Consider the following 17,116-nt stretch of genomic DNA (forward strand, 5'->3'; position numbering starts at 1 on the left):
GCTTGACGTGAACGGCCATGGGCGAGACCCTTAGCTCATGGCCGACGGCTTCGACATTCACATCGACAACGAGCAGGCCGCCAAGCTGAAGGCGGCGGCGAGTCGCGCGGACATGTCTCCAGAGGCCTATGCCTTGGCGCTGATCAACGTAGGGCTTGCGAGCCTGCCTGCCGCGACGATCGATCCTGACCCGGCTATTGACGAAGCCATCGCCGACGCCGTCGAACGGGGTGAGGAACCGGCAATCTCGCTGGACGATTTCCGCAGCCGGCTGCGCCGCTTCGGCAAGGGCGCGGATTGAGCTTCACCGTTTCAATCTCGGCTCGGGCCCAAGAGGAGCTACGCCGTCTCGACCTCCAGCTTTCCGCTCATAGTCCCATAGCCGCCGCCCGGCTAGGCTTGCTCTTTGAAACGGCCTTGGACAGCCTGGTTGAAGCGCCGATGCGAGGGCGCCTGGTCGGGCGGACAGCCCGTGAGATCAACATTCCATTCGGCCGGAGCGCTTATGTCCTCCGCTACCGCGTCGGTGGATCACGCGTGATCATCACCCGGATCTGGCATGGTTTGGAGGATCGCCAGCCGTGAGCGGTGAAACCACCCTCTCCGCCCTGCCGGCCGCAATGGAGCCCGTCCTCAGCGACGAGGTCTGGATGTTCGCCACCCTGCCGCCCGGCGACGCGGTCCCGCGAGGCGTCACGCCGCTAATGACCTATGGCGAGGCCGAAGGCCTGACCCTGATCCTAAGGCGGGACGAAGCTGAGGCGGCGCGCTTGACCTGCATATTCCCCTGCCGGCGGATTACTCTGAACATCCATTCGTCGCTGGAGGCCGTCGGCTTCCTGGCCGCCTTGCTGCCGCCGCTGGCGGCGGCCGGCATCGGTGTGAACCCGGCCTAGGGCTATTTTCACGACCATCTGTTCGTGCCCGCCGACCGCGCCGAAGAGGCAATTGACATCCTGCGCGCGGTCGCTGCCCAAGCGCGATAAACGCTTCAGGCTTCACAACCCTCGCGGGCATGAACTAAGCTGGTCGTGAAAATGATCCAGGCGGTTGTTAGCGCTACCCGGTCAAGCCATTGTCGCCGCTGGCGCGCCGGCAGAGAGCGCGACGGAGGACACTTCATGACGACCCTTTCCCGCCGCGCCATGCTGGCGGCTTTGGCCGCCACGCCCGCCCTAGGCGCCGCGACCGCCAAGCCCAAGGGGTTCGTAGGCGTCGCCGGCGGCAAGCTGGTCCTGGATGGCAAGCCGTATCGCTTCGTCGGGACCAATCTCTGGTACGGCGCGTGGCTGGGCTCCCCCGCCGCCTATGGCGACCGCGCCCGGCTGGGGCGTGAACTCGACAAGCTCAAGAGCCTGGGCGTCACCAATCTGCGGGTGCTGGGCTCGGGCGAGCGCTCACCGGCCAAGGTGGCGATGGATCCCACCTTTCGGGGACCTGGCGAGGACTACAGCGCGGACCTGCTGACGGGCCTGGATTTCCTGCTGGCCGAGATGGCCAGGCGCGACATGAAGGCCGTGATCTATCTCAACAATTTCTGGGATTGGTCGGGCGGCATGCCGGCCTATCTGAACTGGACCGGAAACGGGACATGGTTCCAGCAGGGCGACCCCGCCCATCCCTGGCCGGAATATCCAGACTACTCGGCCCGCTTCTACGGCGACGCCAAGGCCAACGCCCTGTTCCGCCACTTCATCCGCGCCGTGGTCGGCCGCACCAGCGCCATCACCGGCAAGCCCTATCGCAACGACCCGACCATCATGGCCTGGCAACTGGCCAACGAGCCGCGTCCGGGGGGGACCGAGGACTTCGGGGTCAAGAACCTGCCGACCTATTATCGCTGGATCGACGAGACAGCTACCTACATCAAATCGATAGACCGACATCACCTGGTCTCGACCGGCAGCGAGGGCGCGATGGGCTGCCTGGAGCGCGAGGCCTGCGTGGTCGAGGCGCACAAGCCCGCCTCCATCGACTACATGACCTTGCATGTCTGGCCCAACAACTGGAGCTGGATCGCCTTCAAGGACCAGCCCGGGACCTACGAGGCCGGCGAGGCCAAGTGCCGCGACTATGTCACGCGTCACATCGCCTTGGCCAAGGGGCTGAACAAGCCGCTGGTGATCGAGGAGTTTGGTCTGATCCGCGACGACCGCGCCTTCGCGCCCGGCGCGGCGGCCACCTACAAGGACCGCTTCTACAAGACGATCTTCGACATGACCCTGGCCGATATGAAGGCCGGCGGCCCGGTGGCGGGCACCAACTTCTGGGCCTGGAACGGCGAGGGTCGCGCCCAGCAGCCGGACGCCTGGTTCAAGCGCGGCGACACCAGCTTGGTCGGCGACCCACCGCAGGAAGAGCAAGGCCTGTTCGGGGTGTTCGACGCCGACATCTCGACGCTGTCTGTCGTCGCCGAGCACGCCAAGGCGGTCGCCCGACTCTAAATCCTGTCCACCGGTGTCATTGCTTGTGGTAACCCTAGCCACAAGCTCGTCAGAAGCCGCTGGAGGACGCCATGGACACCCGCCACACCCTCGACCGTCGAGGCCTGCTGCTCGCCGCGGGCGCGGCTGCCTTGACGCCGTCCGCAGGCCTGGCAGCCGGCGCGGCGCGCTCGCCCGTCGTGGCGACCACCGCCGGCAAGGTGCGTGGCGCGAGCGCCGAGGGGGTCCACGCCTTTAAAGGCCTGCGTTATGGGGCCGACACGGGCGGCGCCCGCCGCTTCATGCCGCCGATCCGGCCGCAACCCTGGTCCGACACCAAGGACGCCCTGACCTATGGCGCGGCCTCGATGCAGACGGGCAAGGGCGAGGATGGCGAGACGCTGTCCGAAGACTGCCTGTTCCTCAACGTCTGGACGCCTGCGAAAACCGGCAAGAAGGGCCTCGCCGACGGCGTCAAGCGGCCGGTGATGGTCTACATCCACGGCGGCGCCTATAACGGCGGCTCGGGCGGCAGCCCGCTCTATGATGGGACCGGACTGTCCAAGCGCGGCGACGTGGTGGTGGTCACCGTCAATCATCGGCTCAACGCCTTCGGCTATCTCTATCTGGCGCGCCTCTTCAACGATCCCAGCGTTGCCGACAGCGGCAATGTCGGTCAGCTGGACCTCGTTCTGGCCTTGGAATGGGTGCGCGACAACATCGCGACCTTCGGCGGTGATCCGGGCAATGTCACGGTGTTTGGACAGTCCGGCGGCGGGGGCAAGATCGCCACCCTGATGGCCATGCCGGCGGCCAAGGGCCTGTTCCATCGCGCCGTCACCATGAGCGGCCAGCAGGTCACGGTGGGCGGCCCGTTCAACGCCACCAAGCGCGCTCAGCTGTTTGTCGACAAGCTGGGGATCAGCGAGTTGGCCCAACTGCGCGCCCTGCCCGCCGACCAATTGCTGAACGGGTTGAAGGCCATCGATCCCGTCGCGGGCTCGGGCGGCGTCTATATGGGTCCGGTGCTGGACGAGCGGTCCCTCACCCGCCATCCGTTCTTCCCCGACGCCGCGCCTCAGGGCCTGGGCGTGCCGATGATGGTCGGCAACACCCACGACGAGACGCGTGGCTTCGTCGGTTACGACAAGAAGATGCTGGAGCTGACCTGGGACGAAGTGATCGCCCGCCTGCCCGGCCAGTTCAACGCCCGCGTCGACATCGACCCGGCCACAGTGGCCGCTGCCTATCGCAAGATCTATCCGGACTATTCGCCGTCCGACGTGTTCTTCGCCGCCTCGACGGCAGGCCGCTCGTGGAAGGCGGCGATCATCCAGGCCGAGGAGCGGGCCAGAGCCGGCGCGCCGGCCTATGTCTATCAGGTCGACTGGCGCTCGCCCCGGGACGGCGGCGTCTGGGGCGCGCCCCACACCATCGACATCGCCCTGGTGTTCGGCACTGTGACGGCGAAGGGCTCGCTGGCCGACGGCGGCGCGGACTCGGTGGCCATGTCCAACCAGATGAGCGACGCCTTCATCGCGTTTGCCCGCACCGGCAATCCCAACACCGCCGCGATCCCGGCGTGGGAGCCCTACACCCTGCCCCGCCGCCAGACGATGGTGTTCAACACGCCCTCGAAGCTGGCCGACGATCCGCGCGGGGCGGAACGGGAGCTCTTCAACAAGGTCCCGTTCACGCAGTTCGGGACCTAGAGCATTTTCCGATAAGTGTGAAACGGTTATCGGATCGAAAAATGCTCTAAACTTCTGATTTAGAGCCCTTTTCGCCCGACCCTGATGAAGCCATTAAGTCGGAAAGGGCTCTAGGCCAGAGCAGGCTCGCGGCCCAGGACGTCGTCGCGGACGCTCTCGGCGATCTTGGCCACTTCACCGATGTCCGCGGTGCTGACGCCCAGCTCGGTCAGGGTGGCGGCCAGGTTCTCGACCACGGCGTCGAAGTGGCCGTCGTTGAGGCCCCGCGCCACCAGATGGGCGTGACCGCGACGCATGTCGGCGCCGGTGTAGGTATTGGGGCCACCAAAGGCCATCACCAGAAAAGCGCGTTGCTTGCCAGCCTGATTGGCCATGTCCACGCCGTCGAAGAAGTGGGCGATACGGTCGTCGGCCAGCACCTTGCCATAGAAGATGTCGACAGCGGCCTTCACAGCGGGGGCGCCGCCTATGCGTTCGTAGAGGGTCATGAGACGTCCGATTAAGTGGTGTTTGAGATACCAGTTTTAAACTGGTGCGCTACATACCACTTATGATCAAGCTCGCAACTGATTTGACGAACATGGTTCCCCGATGCGTCTGACCCTGCACACCGACTACGCGTTGCGGACGTTGATCTTCCTGGCCGCGGGAAACGGGAAGAGCGCAACGGCGCCGGAGATCGCCAGGCGCTACGGCATTTCGCAGAACCATCTGGTCAAGGTGATCCAGCGCCTGCGCGGCCTGGGCTATCTGACGACTTCGCCAGGGCGAGGCGGCGGGGTGAAGCTGGCCCGGCCGGCCGACAGCATCCGAATAGGCCAGGTCGTACGCGACACCGAAGACAGCCTGGCCCTGGTCGAGTGTTTCGAGATGGAGACCAACACCTGCCCCCTGGCCGCGGCGTGCCTGCTCAAGGCGCGACTGCACGAGGCGTTGAACGCCTATCTTGCTGTGCTTGATCGCTACACCGTGGCCGATCTGGCGACCAATGGCGGCCAGCTCATGACCCTGCTAGGCGAGCCGGCCGCGTCTTGAGGTCCTACTTCGCCGCGTCCATCAGGCCGGCGAAGCGCTCGAACAGGTAGAGGCTGTCGGTCGGGCCGGGCGAGGCTTCGGGATGGTGCTGCACCGAGAACACCGGCTTGTCCGTCAGCTGGATGCCGGCATTGGTGCCGTCGAACAGCGAGACATGGGTCCCCGTGACCAGGGCCGGCAGGCTGGCGCTGTCTACCGTGAAGCCGTGGTTCATCGAGACGATCTCGACCTTGCCGGTCGTGAGGTCCTTGACCGGGTGATTGGCCCCGTGGTGGCCCTGTTCCATCTTCACTGTCTTGGCGCCGAGCGCGAGGGCCAGCATCTGGTGGCCCAGGCAGATACCGAACACCGGCTTGCCGCTGGCGACCAGCTTACGGATCTCGGGCACCGCATATTCGCCGGTCGCGGCCGGGTCGCCCGGGCCGTTGGACAGCAGCACGCCGTCGGGATTGCGGGCCAGGATGTCCTCGGCCGAGGTATTGGCCGGCACTACCGTGGCGCGGGCGCCGACATGGGCCAGGGCCCGCAGGATGTTGCGCTTGACGCCGTAGTCGAGGACCACGACCTCGTACTTCGGCTTGTCGAGCTTGGCGTAGCCTTCCGGCCACGACCACAGGCCCTCGTCCCAGGTGAAGGTCTGGGTAGTCGAGGCGTCCTTGGCCAGGTCCAGGCCTTCCAGGCCCGACCATTCGCGGGCCTTGGCGACCAGGGCTTCCAGGTCGAACACGCCGTCGGGCGAGTGGGCGATGACGCCGTGCGGCATGCCGGTCTCGCGGATCTTGCGGGTCAGGGCGCGGGTGTCGACGCCGGCCAGGCCGACCATGCCGCGACGCTTCATCCAGCCGTCGAAGTCGCTATTGGCGCGCCAGCTTGCCGGATCGGTCGGAACCTCGCGGAAGATCGCGCCCCGGGCTGCTGTTTCCGACGCGCCGGACATCTGTTCGAGGTCCTCGGTGTTGGTCCCGACATTGCCGATGTGCGGGAAGGTGAAGGCCACGATCTGGGCCATGTAGGACGGGTCGGTCAGGATTTCCTGATAGCCGGTCATGGCGGTGTTGAAACACACCTCGCCGACCGCATCGCCGACCGCGCCGCAGCCTACGCCTTGCAGGATCGTGCCATCGGCCAGGGCCAAGACACCGGTAACGCCGGGGAGAAGGTCTTTAGACATCTCGGGAGCGCCTCCTAAAAACGCGTGGCCATTGTCGCAAAAAGACAGGCCGGGGGTAACCCCGCCTAGCCCGGCGCGCCCGAGCATCTTCCTGCAAGAAAGCGGTCAGGCTTCTGGCCCGACCGCCGCGCAAACGGCGGCGTATCTAGGGGGTGGCGGAGGGGGGGTCAACCCCTTCGATCACGGGAGTCCGGCCGCGCCGCCACATTCCCGTGATATCCCAATGAGCCCTCTCGCCGGGGCGCGTCGCGATCCCTAATGGTGCAAGGCTTACCACATCCAGACGACGGAGAACGGCCGTGCTCGAACTGCGCCCGAATTGCGAGTGCTGCGACCGCAACCTGCCGCCCTCCAGCGACGAGGCGCGCATCTGCACCTTTGAATGCACCTTCTGCGCCGACTGCACCGAGAACCGGTTCTTCGGCGCCTGTCCCAACTGCGGCGGCGATCTGGTTGCCCGGCCCATCCGGCCGGAAGGCAAGCTGCATCGCTTCCCGGCCTCGATGCGCCGCGTGGTGAAGGCTCACTCGGCCTGCGCCAGCCTGCGTCCGCCCGAGCCCCGTCCGTCCTGGGCCACGCCCTTGAGAAGCCATCAGGTCGGAAAGGGCTCTAGTCTTCGTGGCAGATTGGCCACGCAACAGACAACTTGTAGCGGGGTCGCGTCCTTCCAGGAATAGGCCGCGTTAATACCTTGAAGCTCATCAGTGGAGCTTCCAAGGAGCAGACCAAGGACCACCCTCAGCGCGCCCCGCCTCACCACCACCGAAGGCTCCAAGTTCAGCCTCACCGGTCCTGGTGAAACGGCGCTGCGCCTGATGCTCGTGGCCGCCCCGCCGATCAGTGTGACGATCTTCGTCGTCCAATCTTTCTAACCAGATTTCCGGATTCTAGCTTCTGACCAGCCCTGCCGCCCGCAGGTCGGCCAGCGTCGGATAGCCGTCGACCGCCATCAGCAGATCGGCCTCCGCCAGGATGCTGCGCAGGACGTGAACGATCCCCGCCACGCCGTCCAGCGCCAGGCCATAGGCATAGGGCCGACCCACGCCCACCGCCGCCGCGCCCAAGGCCAATGCCTTGACGACGTCGCTGCCCGACCGCACGCCTGAATCGAACATCACCGGGGTATCCCCCGAGGCCTCGACCACGCCCTTGAGCATGTCGATGGCCGCCAGCCCGCCATTGGCCTGCCGGCCACCATGGTTGGAGCAATAGATCCCGTCCACGCCGCCATCGATGGCCCGCCGCGCATCATCCGGATGGCAAATGCCCTTCAGGATCAGCGGCAGCTTGGTCAAGGACCTCAGCCACGGCAGATCGGCCCAGGTCAGGGGCTTGCCGAAGGTGCGGCCCCACTGGGCGACAGCGGCTTGCGGGTCCTCCTCTGGTGGTTTGGCCAGCAGGGCGCGGAACGCTGGATCCGACATGTAATTGGCCAGGGCGTGGCCGCGCAACTGCGGGAAATTGGCCTCATTGAGGTCGCGCGGCCGCCAACCGGTGACCCAGGTGTCGAGCGTGACGACAATGGCCTTGAAGCCCGCAGCCTCGGCCCGGCGCACCAGGCTCTCGGCGACGCCCTTGTCCTTGGGCGTATAGAGCTGGAAAAAGCCCGGCGTATCGCCCAGGGCGGGCGCCACCTGCTCCATCGGGTCGTTCATCAGGGTCGAGGCGACCATCGGCACACCCGTCGCGGCCGCCGCCTTGGCGGTGGCGATGTCGCCGTGGCCGTCCTGTGCGCACAGGCCAATCACCCCGATGGGCGCCATGAAGATCGGGCTCGGCAGCTTCAGGCCAAACAACTCAATGGAGAGGTCGCGCGTGGTGCAGTCGACCATCATCCGCGGAACGATGCCCCAGCGCTTGAAGGCTTCGGCGTTGTGGTCCTGGGTGAACTCGTCGCCGCAGCCGCCCTGCACGTAGGACAGCGTCGCTGGCGGCAAAGCTGCGCGGGCACGCCCTTCGAGGCTTTTAAAATCCACCGGCAGGGTCGGCTTCACACCGCGCATCAGGCCGCCGAAATAGATCTCGTTCTGATAGTCGCCGAACGCCATGCACGCCTCCCGTTTTTCGATCTTCGAGAGCAACCTGAACAGCGATCAGACGCGATGCAAGCCCGGTGACGCGCTGATGACCTGCAAGGCGGCTTGACGCCCGGGAGCGACCCGGCGACGGGAAGGAGATGCGTACCCCGTCCAAGACCGCCATCACCACCATCGGCGTCGATGCCGGCGACACCCTCTGGCACTGCTAGAGCCCTTTCCGACCTGATGGCTTCATCAGGGTCGGGCAAAAAGGGCTCTAAATTAAAAGTTTAGAGCATTTTTCGATCCGATAACCGTTTCACACTTACCGGAAAATGCTCTAGCGGGCCTGCCGCTCACCTGAACTACCGCAGGTCGCGCGCCGGTTGACCGAGGATGGGGAGGCGCCAGCAGCCGAGATTTGCTCGTTCCGGACTCCGTGAAGAGCGCCACAGACTGACGATCAGCTGATGGGCACGAATATCTGCTTTCCACTCTAGCCTGCCGTCCAGGGACCTGCGCCAGCGGCGAGGCCGCGCCATGAATTGACCTTGAGACCCGACCGGACAGCGGACGTCCAAGGTGACTGCGGCATCGGGTCCCGCTTGCATCCGCTTCACTCGAAGCGCATGAGCAATTTCATGGCCTTGGTGATGTTTCGATGGACAAGCGGGTGGCTCGCCATGCTGTGCGTGGCGATCATGCTGGCGTTTGTCGGTCAGGGCGCGGCTCAGGCCTTTGAAAACGCCGAGCACGCCGGCCACCATGCGGCCCAGGCTGATGCGCATCATTATTGCGATGAGAGCGGCCATGACGAACCCGTCGACCATGCGGGCGAAAGCCATCACCATCACAGCGCCGACCATCACTCAGTGAGCCTGGGCGTGGATGGGGCGGCCCCCAGCCTGTTCCCGATGTCGCGCCAGAGCCTGTTTCCGGCGTGCAGCGTCCATCGCCCCGGCCTGGCCGGCTACGGTATCGAACGCCCTCCCAAGGCCTGATCCAGACCCGACTGTCTGAAGCCGCGCGGCCGCAGCGCCGCGCCGATCCTTGCCCTGGAGATTTCCTATGTTCCCGTTTTCGCCGGGCCGCGCGCCCGTTCGTCGCGTCGCGGTCCAGACGCGCGCGCTCCTGCTGAGCGCCGCCCTTCTGGCCGCAACGCCCGCCTTTGCCCAGACCATCCTGTCGCTCGACGACGCCCTTCGCAAAACCCTGGCGGTCGACCCGGCCGCCGCTGGCGCAGCGGCGCGCCTAAACGCTTCGAAAGCCCATGCCCGCCAGGCCGACACGCGGCCCAATCCCAGCCTCGGCGTCGAGATCGAGAACTTCACCGGCAGCGGGCCGTTCTCGAAACTGGGCCGCACCGAGGCCACGGTTTCGTACCAGCAGACCTATGAGCGCGGCGGCAAGCGCCAGGCGCGCACCGCCCTGGCCCAGAGCGAGATTGGTCTGGCGCAGGCTCGCGCCGAAGTTCGCCGGCTTGATCTGGCCAAGGCCGTGCAACTGGCCTTTGTCGAGGTGCTGGCCGCCCAGGCTCAGGTCACCGTCGCCGAGGATCAACTGATGATCGCCCAGCGAGCCGAACGCGAAGTCAGCCGCCGCGTGGCCGGGGCTCGCGATCCGCTGTTCGCCGGCGCCCGCGCCGACGCCGAACTGGCCCAGGCCCGGGTCAGCCTGGACAGAACCCAAGCTAATGCGCGCAATGCTCGCGCGGCCTTGGTGGCCTACTGGAACGGCGCCGCCGAGTTCGCCACGCCGGCCGAGCTGTTCGAGGACATCCGCCGGCCGGAGGGCTTGGCCGGGGCCAGCGAGATCGCGGACCTGAAGCTGCTGGCGGCCGAACAAGCGGTCGCCGCCGCGCGCATCGCCGTCGAGCAGACCCGCGCCGTGCAGGATCCCACGGTCAGCCTGAGCGTCCGTCACCTGCAGGATGAGGGGGCCTTGGCCCTGGTGGTGGGCGCCACCATCCCCCTCGGCCGCTACGACACCAATCGCGGGGCCATCGACCGGGCTCGCGCCGAGCGCCTGGCGATCGAGGCTGACCTGGGCGCCCTGCGGATCGAGCGTGAGCGCGAAATCGCCCGGTTGATCGCCCGCCGCGCCGCCGCCGCCGCAGAGGTCCGCAAGACCGACGCCGAGGTGCTGCCCAATGTCCAACGCGCGGTGGCCCTGGTGCGCGAAGGCTTCAATCGCGGGGGCTTCAGCTATCTGGACGTGATCTCCGCCCAGCGAGCGTTGATCGAGGCCAAGGCCCGCCGGGTCGAGATCCTTAAGGCCTTTCATCAAGACGGGGCGAGCCTGGATCGCCTGACCGGCGCGCACGCAGTGCTCGCCAGCACGGAGACCCAGCCATGAGCTTTACCCTAACCCGCCGCCCGCTGTGGGCGCTGCTGCTGACCTGCGCCGCCCTCAGCCTGACCGCCTGCGGCGACAAGGCCGCCAAACCCGATGAGCACGGCGAGACGGAAGCCGATTTCGAGCGCGGCCCGCACAACGGCCGCCTGCTCCGCGACGGCGATTTCAGCCTGGAAGTGACAATCTTCGAGACCGGGGTCGAGCCGGAGTTCCGGCTGTATGGCTATCGCAAGGACAAGCCTCTCGATCCTCGCCAGGTGAATGTCGAGGTCGCCCTGACCCGCCTGGGCGGCAAGGTCGATCGCTTCAGCTTCAACCCGCAGGAGGACTATCTGCGCGGCGCGGGATTGGTGCGCGAGCCGCATTCGTTCGACGTCGCGGTGACCGCCCGCGAGGGCGGCAAGGCCCATGCCTGGCGCTACGCATCCTATGAAGGGCGCACGACCCTGTCGAAGGTGGCCGCTGAGGCTGGCGGCGTCAAGGTGGAGGTCGCGGGGCCGGCGACCATGGGCGAGGCGGTGACCCTGAGCGGTCGCATTGAGGTGACTCCCGAAGGCAAGGGCGAGGTTCGCGCCTGGTATCCCGGCCGGATCATGAGCCTTCGCGGCGAACTGGGACAGATGGTCCGCAAGGGCCAGATCCTGGCCCGCGTCGAGTCGTCGGAGAGCCTGCAAACCTATTCGATCCCGGCTCCGATCTCGGGCCAGATCATCGAGAAGAACAGCAATGTCGGCGACGTGGCCTATGACCGGCCGATCTTCGTGATCGCCGATCCCACCAAGCTGCATGCCGAGCTGTTCGTTTACCCGCGCGATTCCGAACGCGTTCGCGTCGGCCAGAAGGTCGAGGTCCGCAGCCTGTCCGGCGCCGACCGCATCCTGGCCACGGTCGAGTCGATCCTGCCTTCGGTCGACGTGACCAGCCAAACCCAGCTGGCCCACGTCCACCTGCCCGATGGCGCCGGCCCTGCGTGGCGCCCTGGCCTCGGCGTCGAGGGCGGCGTCACCGTCGCCTCGCGACCTGTGGCCCTGGCCGTGCGCACCGGGGCGATCCAGCGCTTCCGCGACTTCGACGTGGTCTTCGCCCGCATCGGCGATACCTATGAGGTGCGGATGCTGGAGCTGGGCGTCCGCACGCCGGAATGGACGGAGGTTCTGGGCGGGCTCGAACCTGGAACCACCTACGTTACGGACGGCGCCTTCCTGATCCGCGCGGACATCGAAAAGTCCGGCGCGAGCCACGATCACTAGGAGGCGTCATGTTGAACCGCATCATCCGCGCCTCGATCGCGCATCGCTGGGCTGTCATGGCCGCCGTCGCCCTGTTGGCGATCCTGGGGCTGTGGAGCTTCCAGCGTCTACCCATCGACGCCACCCCGGACATCACCAATGTCCAGGTCCAGATCAACACGACAGCCGCCGGCTATTCGCCAATGGAGGCTGAACAGCGGGTCACCTTCCCGGTCGAGACGGCCATCGCCGGCCTGCCGGGCCTGGACCACACCCGCTCGATTTCGCGCTATGGCCTCAGCCAGGTCACCGCCGTGTTCCGAGACGGGACCGACCTCTATTTCGCACGTCAGCTGATCAATGAGCGATTGCAGTCGGTTCGCGGCCAGCTGCCGGACGGGGTCGAGCCCGAGCTTGGCCCCATCGCCACGGGGCTAGGCGAAATCTTCATGTACACGGTTGAGGCCAGCCCCGGGGTCCGCAAGCCAGGCGGCGGCGCCTATACGCCCGAAGACCTGCGCACCCTGCAGGACTGGGTGATCCGGCCCCAGCTGCGCAACACGCCTGGCGTCACCGAGGTCAACACCATCGGCGGCTATGTGCGCCAGTATCACGTCACCCCTTGGCCACAGCGGCTGGCGGCCTATGGCGTGACCCTGGATGAGGTGGTGGCGGCCCTGGAGGCCAACAATGCCAATGTCGGAGCCGGCTATGTCGAGCGCCATGGCGAGCAATATCTGGTCCGCACGCCCGGTCAGGCCGTTGGGATCGAGGACCTGCAGCGTATTGTCGTCGCCAATCGCGGCGGCGCGCCGATCCGCGTCGCCGATGTCGCCGACGTGATCATGGGCGAGGAGCTGCGCACGGGCGCCGCCACCGAGAACGGCCGTGAGGTCGTTCTGGGCACGGTGCTGATGCTGGTCGGCGAGAACAGCCGCACCGTCTCGCGCGCCGTCGCGGCCCGGCTGGAAGAGGCCGCCAAGGCCCTGCCGGCCGGCGTCACTGCCAACCCGATCTACGACCGCACCGACCTTGTCGATCGCACCATCGCCACGGTCGAGACGAACCTAGTCGAAGGCGCCCTGCTGGTAATCGTCGTGCTGTTCCTGCTGCTGGGCAATATCCGCGCGGCCCTGATCACGGCGGCGGTCATCCCGCTGGCTATGCTGATGACCATCACTGGCATGGTCCAGACCCGCACTTCAGGCAATCTGATGAGCCTTGGGGCCCTGGACTTTGGCCTGATCGTCGATGGTGCCGTGATCATCGTCGAGAACTGCCTGCGCCGGTTCGGCATGGCCCAGCACCAGCTGGGACGGCTGCTGACCCGTGAGGAGCGCTTCGACCTAGCCGCTGAAGCCAGCGGCGAGGTGATCAAGCCGTCGCTGTTTGGCGTGCTGATCATCACGCTGGTCTATGTGCCGATCTTCGCCCTGACCGGGGTGGAGGGGAAGATGTTCCACCCGATGGCGATCACGGTCGTCATTGCCCTGACGGCGGCGCTGCTGCTGTCCCTGACCTTCGTTCCAGCCGCCATGGCCCTGTTCGTCACCGGCAAGGTCGAGGAGAAGGAAAGCCGGCTGATGGGCCTGGCTCGCCGGGCCTATCAGCCGGCCCTGGCGACGGCGCTGCGGCTCAAAGCCGTCTTCGTCGGCGGGGCCGTCGTTCTGGTGCTACTGGCGGGCCTTGCAGCCTCGCGCATGGGGTCGGAGTTCATTCCCAATCTCGACGAGGGCGACATCGCTATGCACGCCCTGCGCATTCCCGGAACCAGCCTGACCCAAGCGGTAAAGATGCAGGCGGTGCTGGAGGCCCGGATCAAGACCTTCCCAGAGGTCGACAGGGTAGTCAGCAAGATCGGCACGGCCGAGGTTGCCACCGATCCCATGCCGCCCAGCGTCGCCGACACCTTCGTGCTGCTTAAGGACCGCAAGGACTGGCCTGATCCGCGTAAGCTCAAGGCTCAGCTGGTCGCCGAGCTGCAGGAGGCGGTCGAGGCTGTGCCGGGCAACAATTATGAGTTCACCCAACCCATCCAGATGCGTTTCAACGAGCTGATCTCCGGCGTCCGTTCGGACGTGGCGATCAACATCCATGGCGACGACCTCGACGTCCTGCTGTCCACTGGCCAGGCCATCGAGCAGGTGGTCGGCGGGATCGAGGGCGCCCAGGACGTCAAGGTCGAGCAGGTCACCGGCCTGCCGGTGCTGCAGATCACGCCCGACCGCAACGCCTTGGCCCGCTTTGGCCTCAACATTGCTGACGTGCAGTCGGTTGTCGCCACGGCGATCGGCGGAACCACGGCCGGTCAGATCTTCGAGGGCGACCGGCGGTTCGACATCGTCGTGCGTCTGCCCGAAACCCTGCGCGGCGATCTGGATGGCATAGGGCGATTGCAAATCCCCCTGCCCGCCACGGACGGCGCGCGGAGCTTCGTGCCGCTGGCCGACGTAGCCCGAGTAGAAACCACGATCGGGCCTAACCAGATCGGTCGTAGCGACGGCAAGCGCCGGATCGTCGTCACCGCCAATGTTCGCGGCCGCGACCTGGGCTCGTTCGTCACGGACGCGCAAAGGGCGGTCGCGCAGCAGGTCGAGGTTCCGGCCGGCTACTGGATCACCTGGGGCGGCACGTTCGAGCAGCTGACCTCGGCGGCCCGCCGCCTGCAGTTGGTGGTTCCGGCGGCCTTGGCGGTCATCTTCGGCCTGCTGTTCTGGTTGTTCCGCTCATGGAAGGACGCCGCCGTCGTGTTCTCCGGCGTGCCCCTGGCCCTGACCGGCGGAGTGGCGGCCCTGCTGATGCGCGGCTTGCCGCTGTCGATCTCGGCGGCGGTGGGTTTCATCGCCCTGTCGGGCGTGGCGGTGTTGAACGGGGTGGTGATGATCACCTTCATCCGTGGCCTTATCGACCAGGGCAAGGGCGTGGACGAGGCGATCTCCGAAGGCGCCCTGACCCGTCTGCGACCGGTGCTAATGACCGCTCTGGTCGCCAGCCTGGGCTTTGTGCCGATGGCTTTCAATGTGGGGGCAGGATCAGAGGTGCAGCGCCCGCTGGCTACCGTGGTGATTGGCGGCATCGTCTCCTCGACCATCCTCACCCTGCTCGTGCTGCCAGCGCTCTTTGCCTTGGCATCGCGACGCCGAAAACCGGTCCTCTGAACAACAACGCTTCCGCCGCTCGTGTGATGCGGCGGGAGCGCTTCGCACACCACAAAGGCGGGCAAGCTGTCCCGGCTGGGCAAGACACCGGCCGGGACTTTGACGCATCACCTCCCCTGACCTTCGCTATAACCGGGTCTCTGGCAGCCTCGCGCCAGAAGGAGACCCTCGCGCCGGCCCAGAAATACGGCATTCGTTTCACGAAGAGATCGGGCGAAATCAGCCGATCAACTGAGTGGTTCGGCGCCTCCCCGATAGTAAGGTGAGAGGACTGCGCAGGGAGTACGCCATGGGCCGATGGACCTCGTTGCACTCCGCCGACATTGCCTGGAGCCCTTTCCGAGCCGATGGCTTCATCAGGGTCGGGCGAAAAGAGCTCTAAATCAAAAGTTTAGAGCATTTTTCGATCCGATCGTTTCACACTTATCGGAAAATGCTCTAGCGTCGTGAGCAGACAAGCATCGACAATGACATCGCAGACCTCACCCGATGTCCCCGGCAGAACAGTGCGCTGCCGGGTTAGAGATACATCACTTCACGTCCTGCGATAAGCGTCGAGTTCTGACAGAGTATTTCATTGGAGGTGCTCAATAGTGGCAGGGGCAACAATCCGACTGCACCTGCTTTACTAGGAAATCACCGTCTCTCGGGAGATTTCGATGCCCTGATCCACCAGGAGCTCTTCAACGTTGCGTGGGGACAGCGCGTATTTGGCGTACATCATGACCGCCAGGCGGATCACCTCGGGCGAGATGTTGAAGTAGCGGAACGGGTTACTCATCCTCGCAGGCTACCGACCGGAGGGGGGGGCGGCAATTTAGTCTGACAAAGCCAGCGGCAGAGATTTGCAGGTTCAGAGAACTGGTTCTGATACTCCCGCCTGGGTTTGCACCACAGGCCGCAAGGCGCCGTCGGCTTGGTAGTGAAGGGGCTCGACTGTCACGGCTCGGCGTCCGATCGCGCCGTTCTGATCGCCGATGGTCAGGGATGCGTTGTGCAGGAAGATGTACCAGGAGCCCTTGAACTCGACGATGCCGGGATGAATTGTGAAGCTATACTTGCCTGGCCCCGTGAGCTCGCCTCGATAGGTCCACGGGCCGGTGATAGCGGGCGCCGTCGCATAGGATACGTGCTCGTCCCGCTGGGTTGAGCGATCGAGCGAGGCGTAGGTCAGATAGTACAGGTCCTCTCGCTTGTGCAGCCAGGGTCCTTCCTCGAAATGCGGAGGGGTGATTTCCGTGATCGGACCGTCGATCTCGATCATGTTCGTCTTGAGCTTGGCGATATAGGCTTGGCGATTGCCCCAGGCGATCCACGTCGCGCCGTCGTCATCGGTGAACACCGTAGGGTCGATGTCTTCCCAGCTGTGGGTCCCCTTGGGCGTCATCTGATTGGTGATGAGGGCGGTCCCGCGCGCGTCGACGAACGGCCCGGTCGGCCGGTCCGACACCGCAACGCCAATGGCTTTGCCAGGGTGCGAGCTGTCATGCTCTACAGCGGCGTAAAAGTAGAACTTTCCGTTCTTTTGAATGGCCTGCGACGCCCAGGCGTCCTTCAAGGCCCACTTGAAGTCGGTCGCCTTCATGATCGGCGGGTAGGATGTCCAGGTTTTCAGGTCCGTCGTGGAATAGACCAGCCACTCCCGCATGTTGAACATCTCGTCGCGTTGAGCCTCGTCGTGGCCGACATAGAGAAAGAGCTGCTCCCCGACGACGAGAGGCGCTGGATCCGCCGTGAACCTGTCGCGGAACAGGGGATTTGAGCCCGGCTCGACGGCTTTCCCATCTTGCGCCCAACAGGGCGACGCGACCGAAATGGCCGTCACGACAGCAAGCCCCACCCATCTCCAGTTCATCTTCATGTTCCTTGCTGCGTTCCGCATGATTACTCAGACAAAATTACGCGTCAACCGCACGGCCCCTGTTCTCAAGCTCGGGTCGGTGATCGACAGGGCAGCTGGCCGCAACCCGTCAGCCGGCTAAGCACCCGGATAAGGATCGAGGTCATACTAGCCT

The 17,116-nt window shown here is 65.6% G+C and carries 16 protein-coding genes and 1 pseudogene; 12 read left to right on the forward strand and 5 right to left on the reverse strand.

What is annotated here, in order from left to right; translation table 11 throughout:
- Positions 1–37 precede the first annotated feature (37 nt).
- From ACP69S_RS14690 to ACP69S_RS14710, 5 genes are all read left to right on the forward strand, one after another.
- Positions 38–301, forward strand: a complete 264-nt coding sequence (locus ACP69S_RS14690) for an antitoxin (protein WP_425998417.1) — start codon at positions 38–40, stop codon at positions 299–301.
- Positions 298–585 (forward strand): type II toxin-antitoxin system RelE/ParE family toxin, encoded by a 288-nt coding sequence (locus tag ACP69S_RS14695; RefSeq protein WP_425998419.1) that lies wholly within the window; start codon positions 298–300, stop codon positions 583–585. The genes ACP69S_RS14690 and ACP69S_RS14695 overlap by 4 nt, the downstream gene beginning before the upstream one ends.
- Positions 582–896 carry an ACT domain-containing protein gene (locus ACP69S_RS14700; RefSeq protein ID WP_425998421.1) on the forward strand — a complete coding sequence of 105 codons (315 nt, stop codon included), beginning with the start codon at positions 582–584 and terminating at the stop codon, positions 894–896. The genes ACP69S_RS14695 and ACP69S_RS14700 overlap by 4 nt, the downstream gene beginning before the upstream one ends.
- Before the next feature lie 225 nt (positions 897–1,121).
- Positions 1,122–2,444, forward strand: a complete 1,323-nt coding sequence (locus ACP69S_RS14705) for a glycoside hydrolase 5 family protein (protein WP_425998423.1) — start codon at positions 1,122–1,124, stop codon at positions 2,442–2,444.
- Positions 2,445–2,515: 71 nt separating this feature from the next.
- The gene (locus ACP69S_RS14710; RefSeq protein WP_425998425.1) at positions 2,516–4,135 is read left to right on the forward strand and encodes a carboxylesterase/lipase family protein; all 1,620 of its coding nucleotides are present in this window, start codon (positions 2,516–2,518) and stop codon (positions 4,133–4,135) included.
- Between the two features lie 110 nt (positions 4,136–4,245).
- Here ACP69S_RS14710 and ACP69S_RS14715 read toward each other — a convergent pair whose 3' ends face one another.
- Complete coding sequence (locus ACP69S_RS14715; RefSeq protein ID WP_425998427.1) at positions 4,246–4,623, reverse strand: group I truncated hemoglobin; 378 nt, start codon at positions 4,621–4,623, stop codon at positions 4,246–4,248.
- Between the two features lie 103 nt (positions 4,624–4,726).
- Here ACP69S_RS14715 and ACP69S_RS14720 point away from each other — a divergent pair, with 103 nt between their 5' ends.
- On the forward strand, positions 4,727–5,170 hold the full coding sequence (locus tag ACP69S_RS14720; protein ID WP_425998429.1) for an RrF2 family transcriptional regulator: 444 nt from the start codon (positions 4,727–4,729) through the stop codon (positions 5,168–5,170).
- A 4-nt stretch (positions 5,171–5,174) separates the two neighbouring features.
- Here the strand turns inward: ACP69S_RS14720 and carA are convergent, their stop codons facing one another.
- Positions 5,175–6,341 carry a glutamine-hydrolyzing carbamoyl-phosphate synthase small subunit gene (carA, locus tag ACP69S_RS14725; RefSeq protein ID WP_425998431.1) on the reverse strand — a complete coding sequence of 389 codons (1,167 nt, stop codon included), beginning with the start codon at positions 6,339–6,341 and terminating at the stop codon, positions 5,175–5,177.
- A 299-nt stretch (positions 6,342–6,640) separates the two neighbouring features.
- Between carA and ACP69S_RS14730 the strand changes: the two are divergent.
- Together ACP69S_RS14730 and ACP69S_RS14735 are read left to right on the forward strand one after the other, a co-directional pair.
- Positions 6,641–6,910 (forward strand): annotated as a pseudogene (locus ACP69S_RS14730) (DUF1272 domain-containing protein); the annotation flags it as partial.
- A 135-nt stretch (positions 6,911–7,045) separates the two neighbouring features.
- Positions 7,046–7,213, forward strand: coding sequence for a hypothetical protein (locus tag ACP69S_RS14735; protein ID WP_425998433.1), 168 nt, complete (start codon positions 7,046–7,048; stop codon positions 7,211–7,213).
- A 15-nt stretch (positions 7,214–7,228) separates the two neighbouring features.
- On the opposite strand, the gene ACP69S_RS14740 is transcribed toward ACP69S_RS14735, so the two are convergent.
- Positions 7,229–8,389 carry an alpha-hydroxy-acid oxidizing protein gene (locus ACP69S_RS14740; protein ID WP_425998435.1) on the reverse strand — a complete coding sequence of 387 codons (1,161 nt, stop codon included), beginning with the start codon at positions 8,387–8,389 and terminating at the stop codon, positions 7,229–7,231.
- 599 nt (positions 8,390–8,988) lie between these two features.
- Between ACP69S_RS14740 and ACP69S_RS14745 the strand changes: the two genes are divergently transcribed.
- The 4 genes from ACP69S_RS14745 (at position 8,989) to ACP69S_RS14760 (ending at position 15,101) form a co-directional block, all read left to right on the forward strand.
- Entirely contained in the window at positions 8,989–9,360 is a 372-nt protein-coding gene (locus tag ACP69S_RS14745; protein ID WP_425998437.1) for a hypothetical protein, read from the forward strand.
- Positions 9,361–9,427: 67 nt separating this feature from the next.
- Positions 9,428–10,714 carry a TolC family protein gene (locus ACP69S_RS14750; protein WP_425998439.1) on the forward strand — a complete coding sequence of 429 codons (1,287 nt, stop codon included), beginning with the start codon at positions 9,428–9,430 and terminating at the stop codon, positions 10,712–10,714.
- Entirely contained in the window at positions 10,711–11,964 is a 1,254-nt protein-coding gene (locus tag ACP69S_RS14755) for an efflux RND transporter periplasmic adaptor subunit (RefSeq protein WP_425998441.1), read from the forward strand. The genes ACP69S_RS14750 and ACP69S_RS14755 overlap by 4 nt, the downstream gene beginning before the upstream one ends.
- Positions 11,965–11,972: 8 nt before the next feature.
- Positions 11,973–15,101, forward strand: a complete 3,129-nt coding sequence (locus tag ACP69S_RS14760) for an efflux RND transporter permease subunit (RefSeq protein WP_425998443.1) — start codon at positions 11,973–11,975, stop codon at positions 15,099–15,101.
- Positions 15,102–15,729: 628 nt separating this feature from the next.
- Here ACP69S_RS14760 and ACP69S_RS14765 read toward each other — a convergent pair.
- Both ACP69S_RS14765 and ACP69S_RS14770 read right to left on the reverse strand, forming a co-directional pair.
- On the reverse strand, positions 15,730–15,882 hold the full coding sequence (locus ACP69S_RS14765; protein WP_425998445.1) for a hypothetical protein: 153 nt from the start codon (positions 15,880–15,882) through the stop codon (positions 15,730–15,732).
- A gap of 72 nt (positions 15,883–15,954) precedes the next feature.
- Positions 15,955–16,956, reverse strand: coding sequence for a glycoside hydrolase family 43 protein (locus tag ACP69S_RS14770; RefSeq protein ID WP_425998447.1), 1,002 nt, complete (start codon positions 16,954–16,956; stop codon positions 15,955–15,957).
- Positions 16,957–17,116: the final 160 nt, after the last annotated feature.

It is taken from the genome of Caulobacter sp. DWR1-3-2b1, from assembly GCF_049895765.1.
Lineage (GTDB): Bacteria > Pseudomonadota > Alphaproteobacteria > Caulobacterales > Caulobacteraceae > Caulobacter.

Bases quoted from the DNA above. Each gene is read 5' to 3' on its own strand.
- ACP69S_RS14690 (WP_425998417.1), top strand. From the start codon at position 38: ATGGCCGACGGCTTCGACATTCACATCGACAACGAGCAGGCCGCCAAG.
- ACP69S_RS14705 (WP_425998423.1), top strand. From the start codon at position 1,122: ATGACGACCCTTTCCCGCCGCGCCATGCTGGCGGCTTTGGCCGCCACG.
- ACP69S_RS14710 (WP_425998425.1), top strand. From the start codon at position 2,516: ATGGACACCCGCCACACCCTCGACCGTCGAGGCCTGCTGCTCGCCGCG.
- ACP69S_RS14715 (WP_425998427.1), bottom strand. From the start codon at position 4,623: ATGACCCTCTACGAACGCATAGGCGGCGCCCCCGCTGTGAAGGCCGCT.
- ACP69S_RS14720 (WP_425998429.1), top strand. From the start codon at position 4,727: ATGCGTCTGACCCTGCACACCGACTACGCGTTGCGGACGTTGATCTTC.
- carA (WP_425998431.1), bottom strand. From the start codon at position 6,341: ATGTCTAAAGACCTTCTCCCCGGCGTTACCGGTGTCTTGGCCCTGGCC.
- ACP69S_RS14740 (WP_425998435.1), bottom strand. From the start codon at position 8,389: ATGGCGTTCGGCGACTATCAGAACGAGATCTATTTCGGCGGCCTGATG.
- ACP69S_RS14745 (WP_425998437.1), top strand. From the start codon at position 8,989: ATGAGCAATTTCATGGCCTTGGTGATGTTTCGATGGACAAGCGGGTGG.
- ACP69S_RS14750 (WP_425998439.1), top strand. From the start codon at position 9,428: ATGTTCCCGTTTTCGCCGGGCCGCGCGCCCGTTCGTCGCGTCGCGGTC.
- ACP69S_RS14755 (WP_425998441.1), top strand. From the start codon at position 10,711: ATGAGCTTTACCCTAACCCGCCGCCCGCTGTGGGCGCTGCTGCTGACC.
- ACP69S_RS14760 (WP_425998443.1), top strand. From the start codon at position 11,973: ATGTTGAACCGCATCATCCGCGCCTCGATCGCGCATCGCTGGGCTGTC.
- ACP69S_RS14765 (WP_425998445.1), bottom strand. From the start codon at position 15,882: ATGAGTAACCCGTTCCGCTACTTCAACATCTCGCCCGAGGTGATCCGC.
- ACP69S_RS14770 (WP_425998447.1), bottom strand. From the start codon at position 16,956: ATGAACTGGAGATGGGTGGGGCTTGCTGTCGTGACGGCCATTTCGGTC.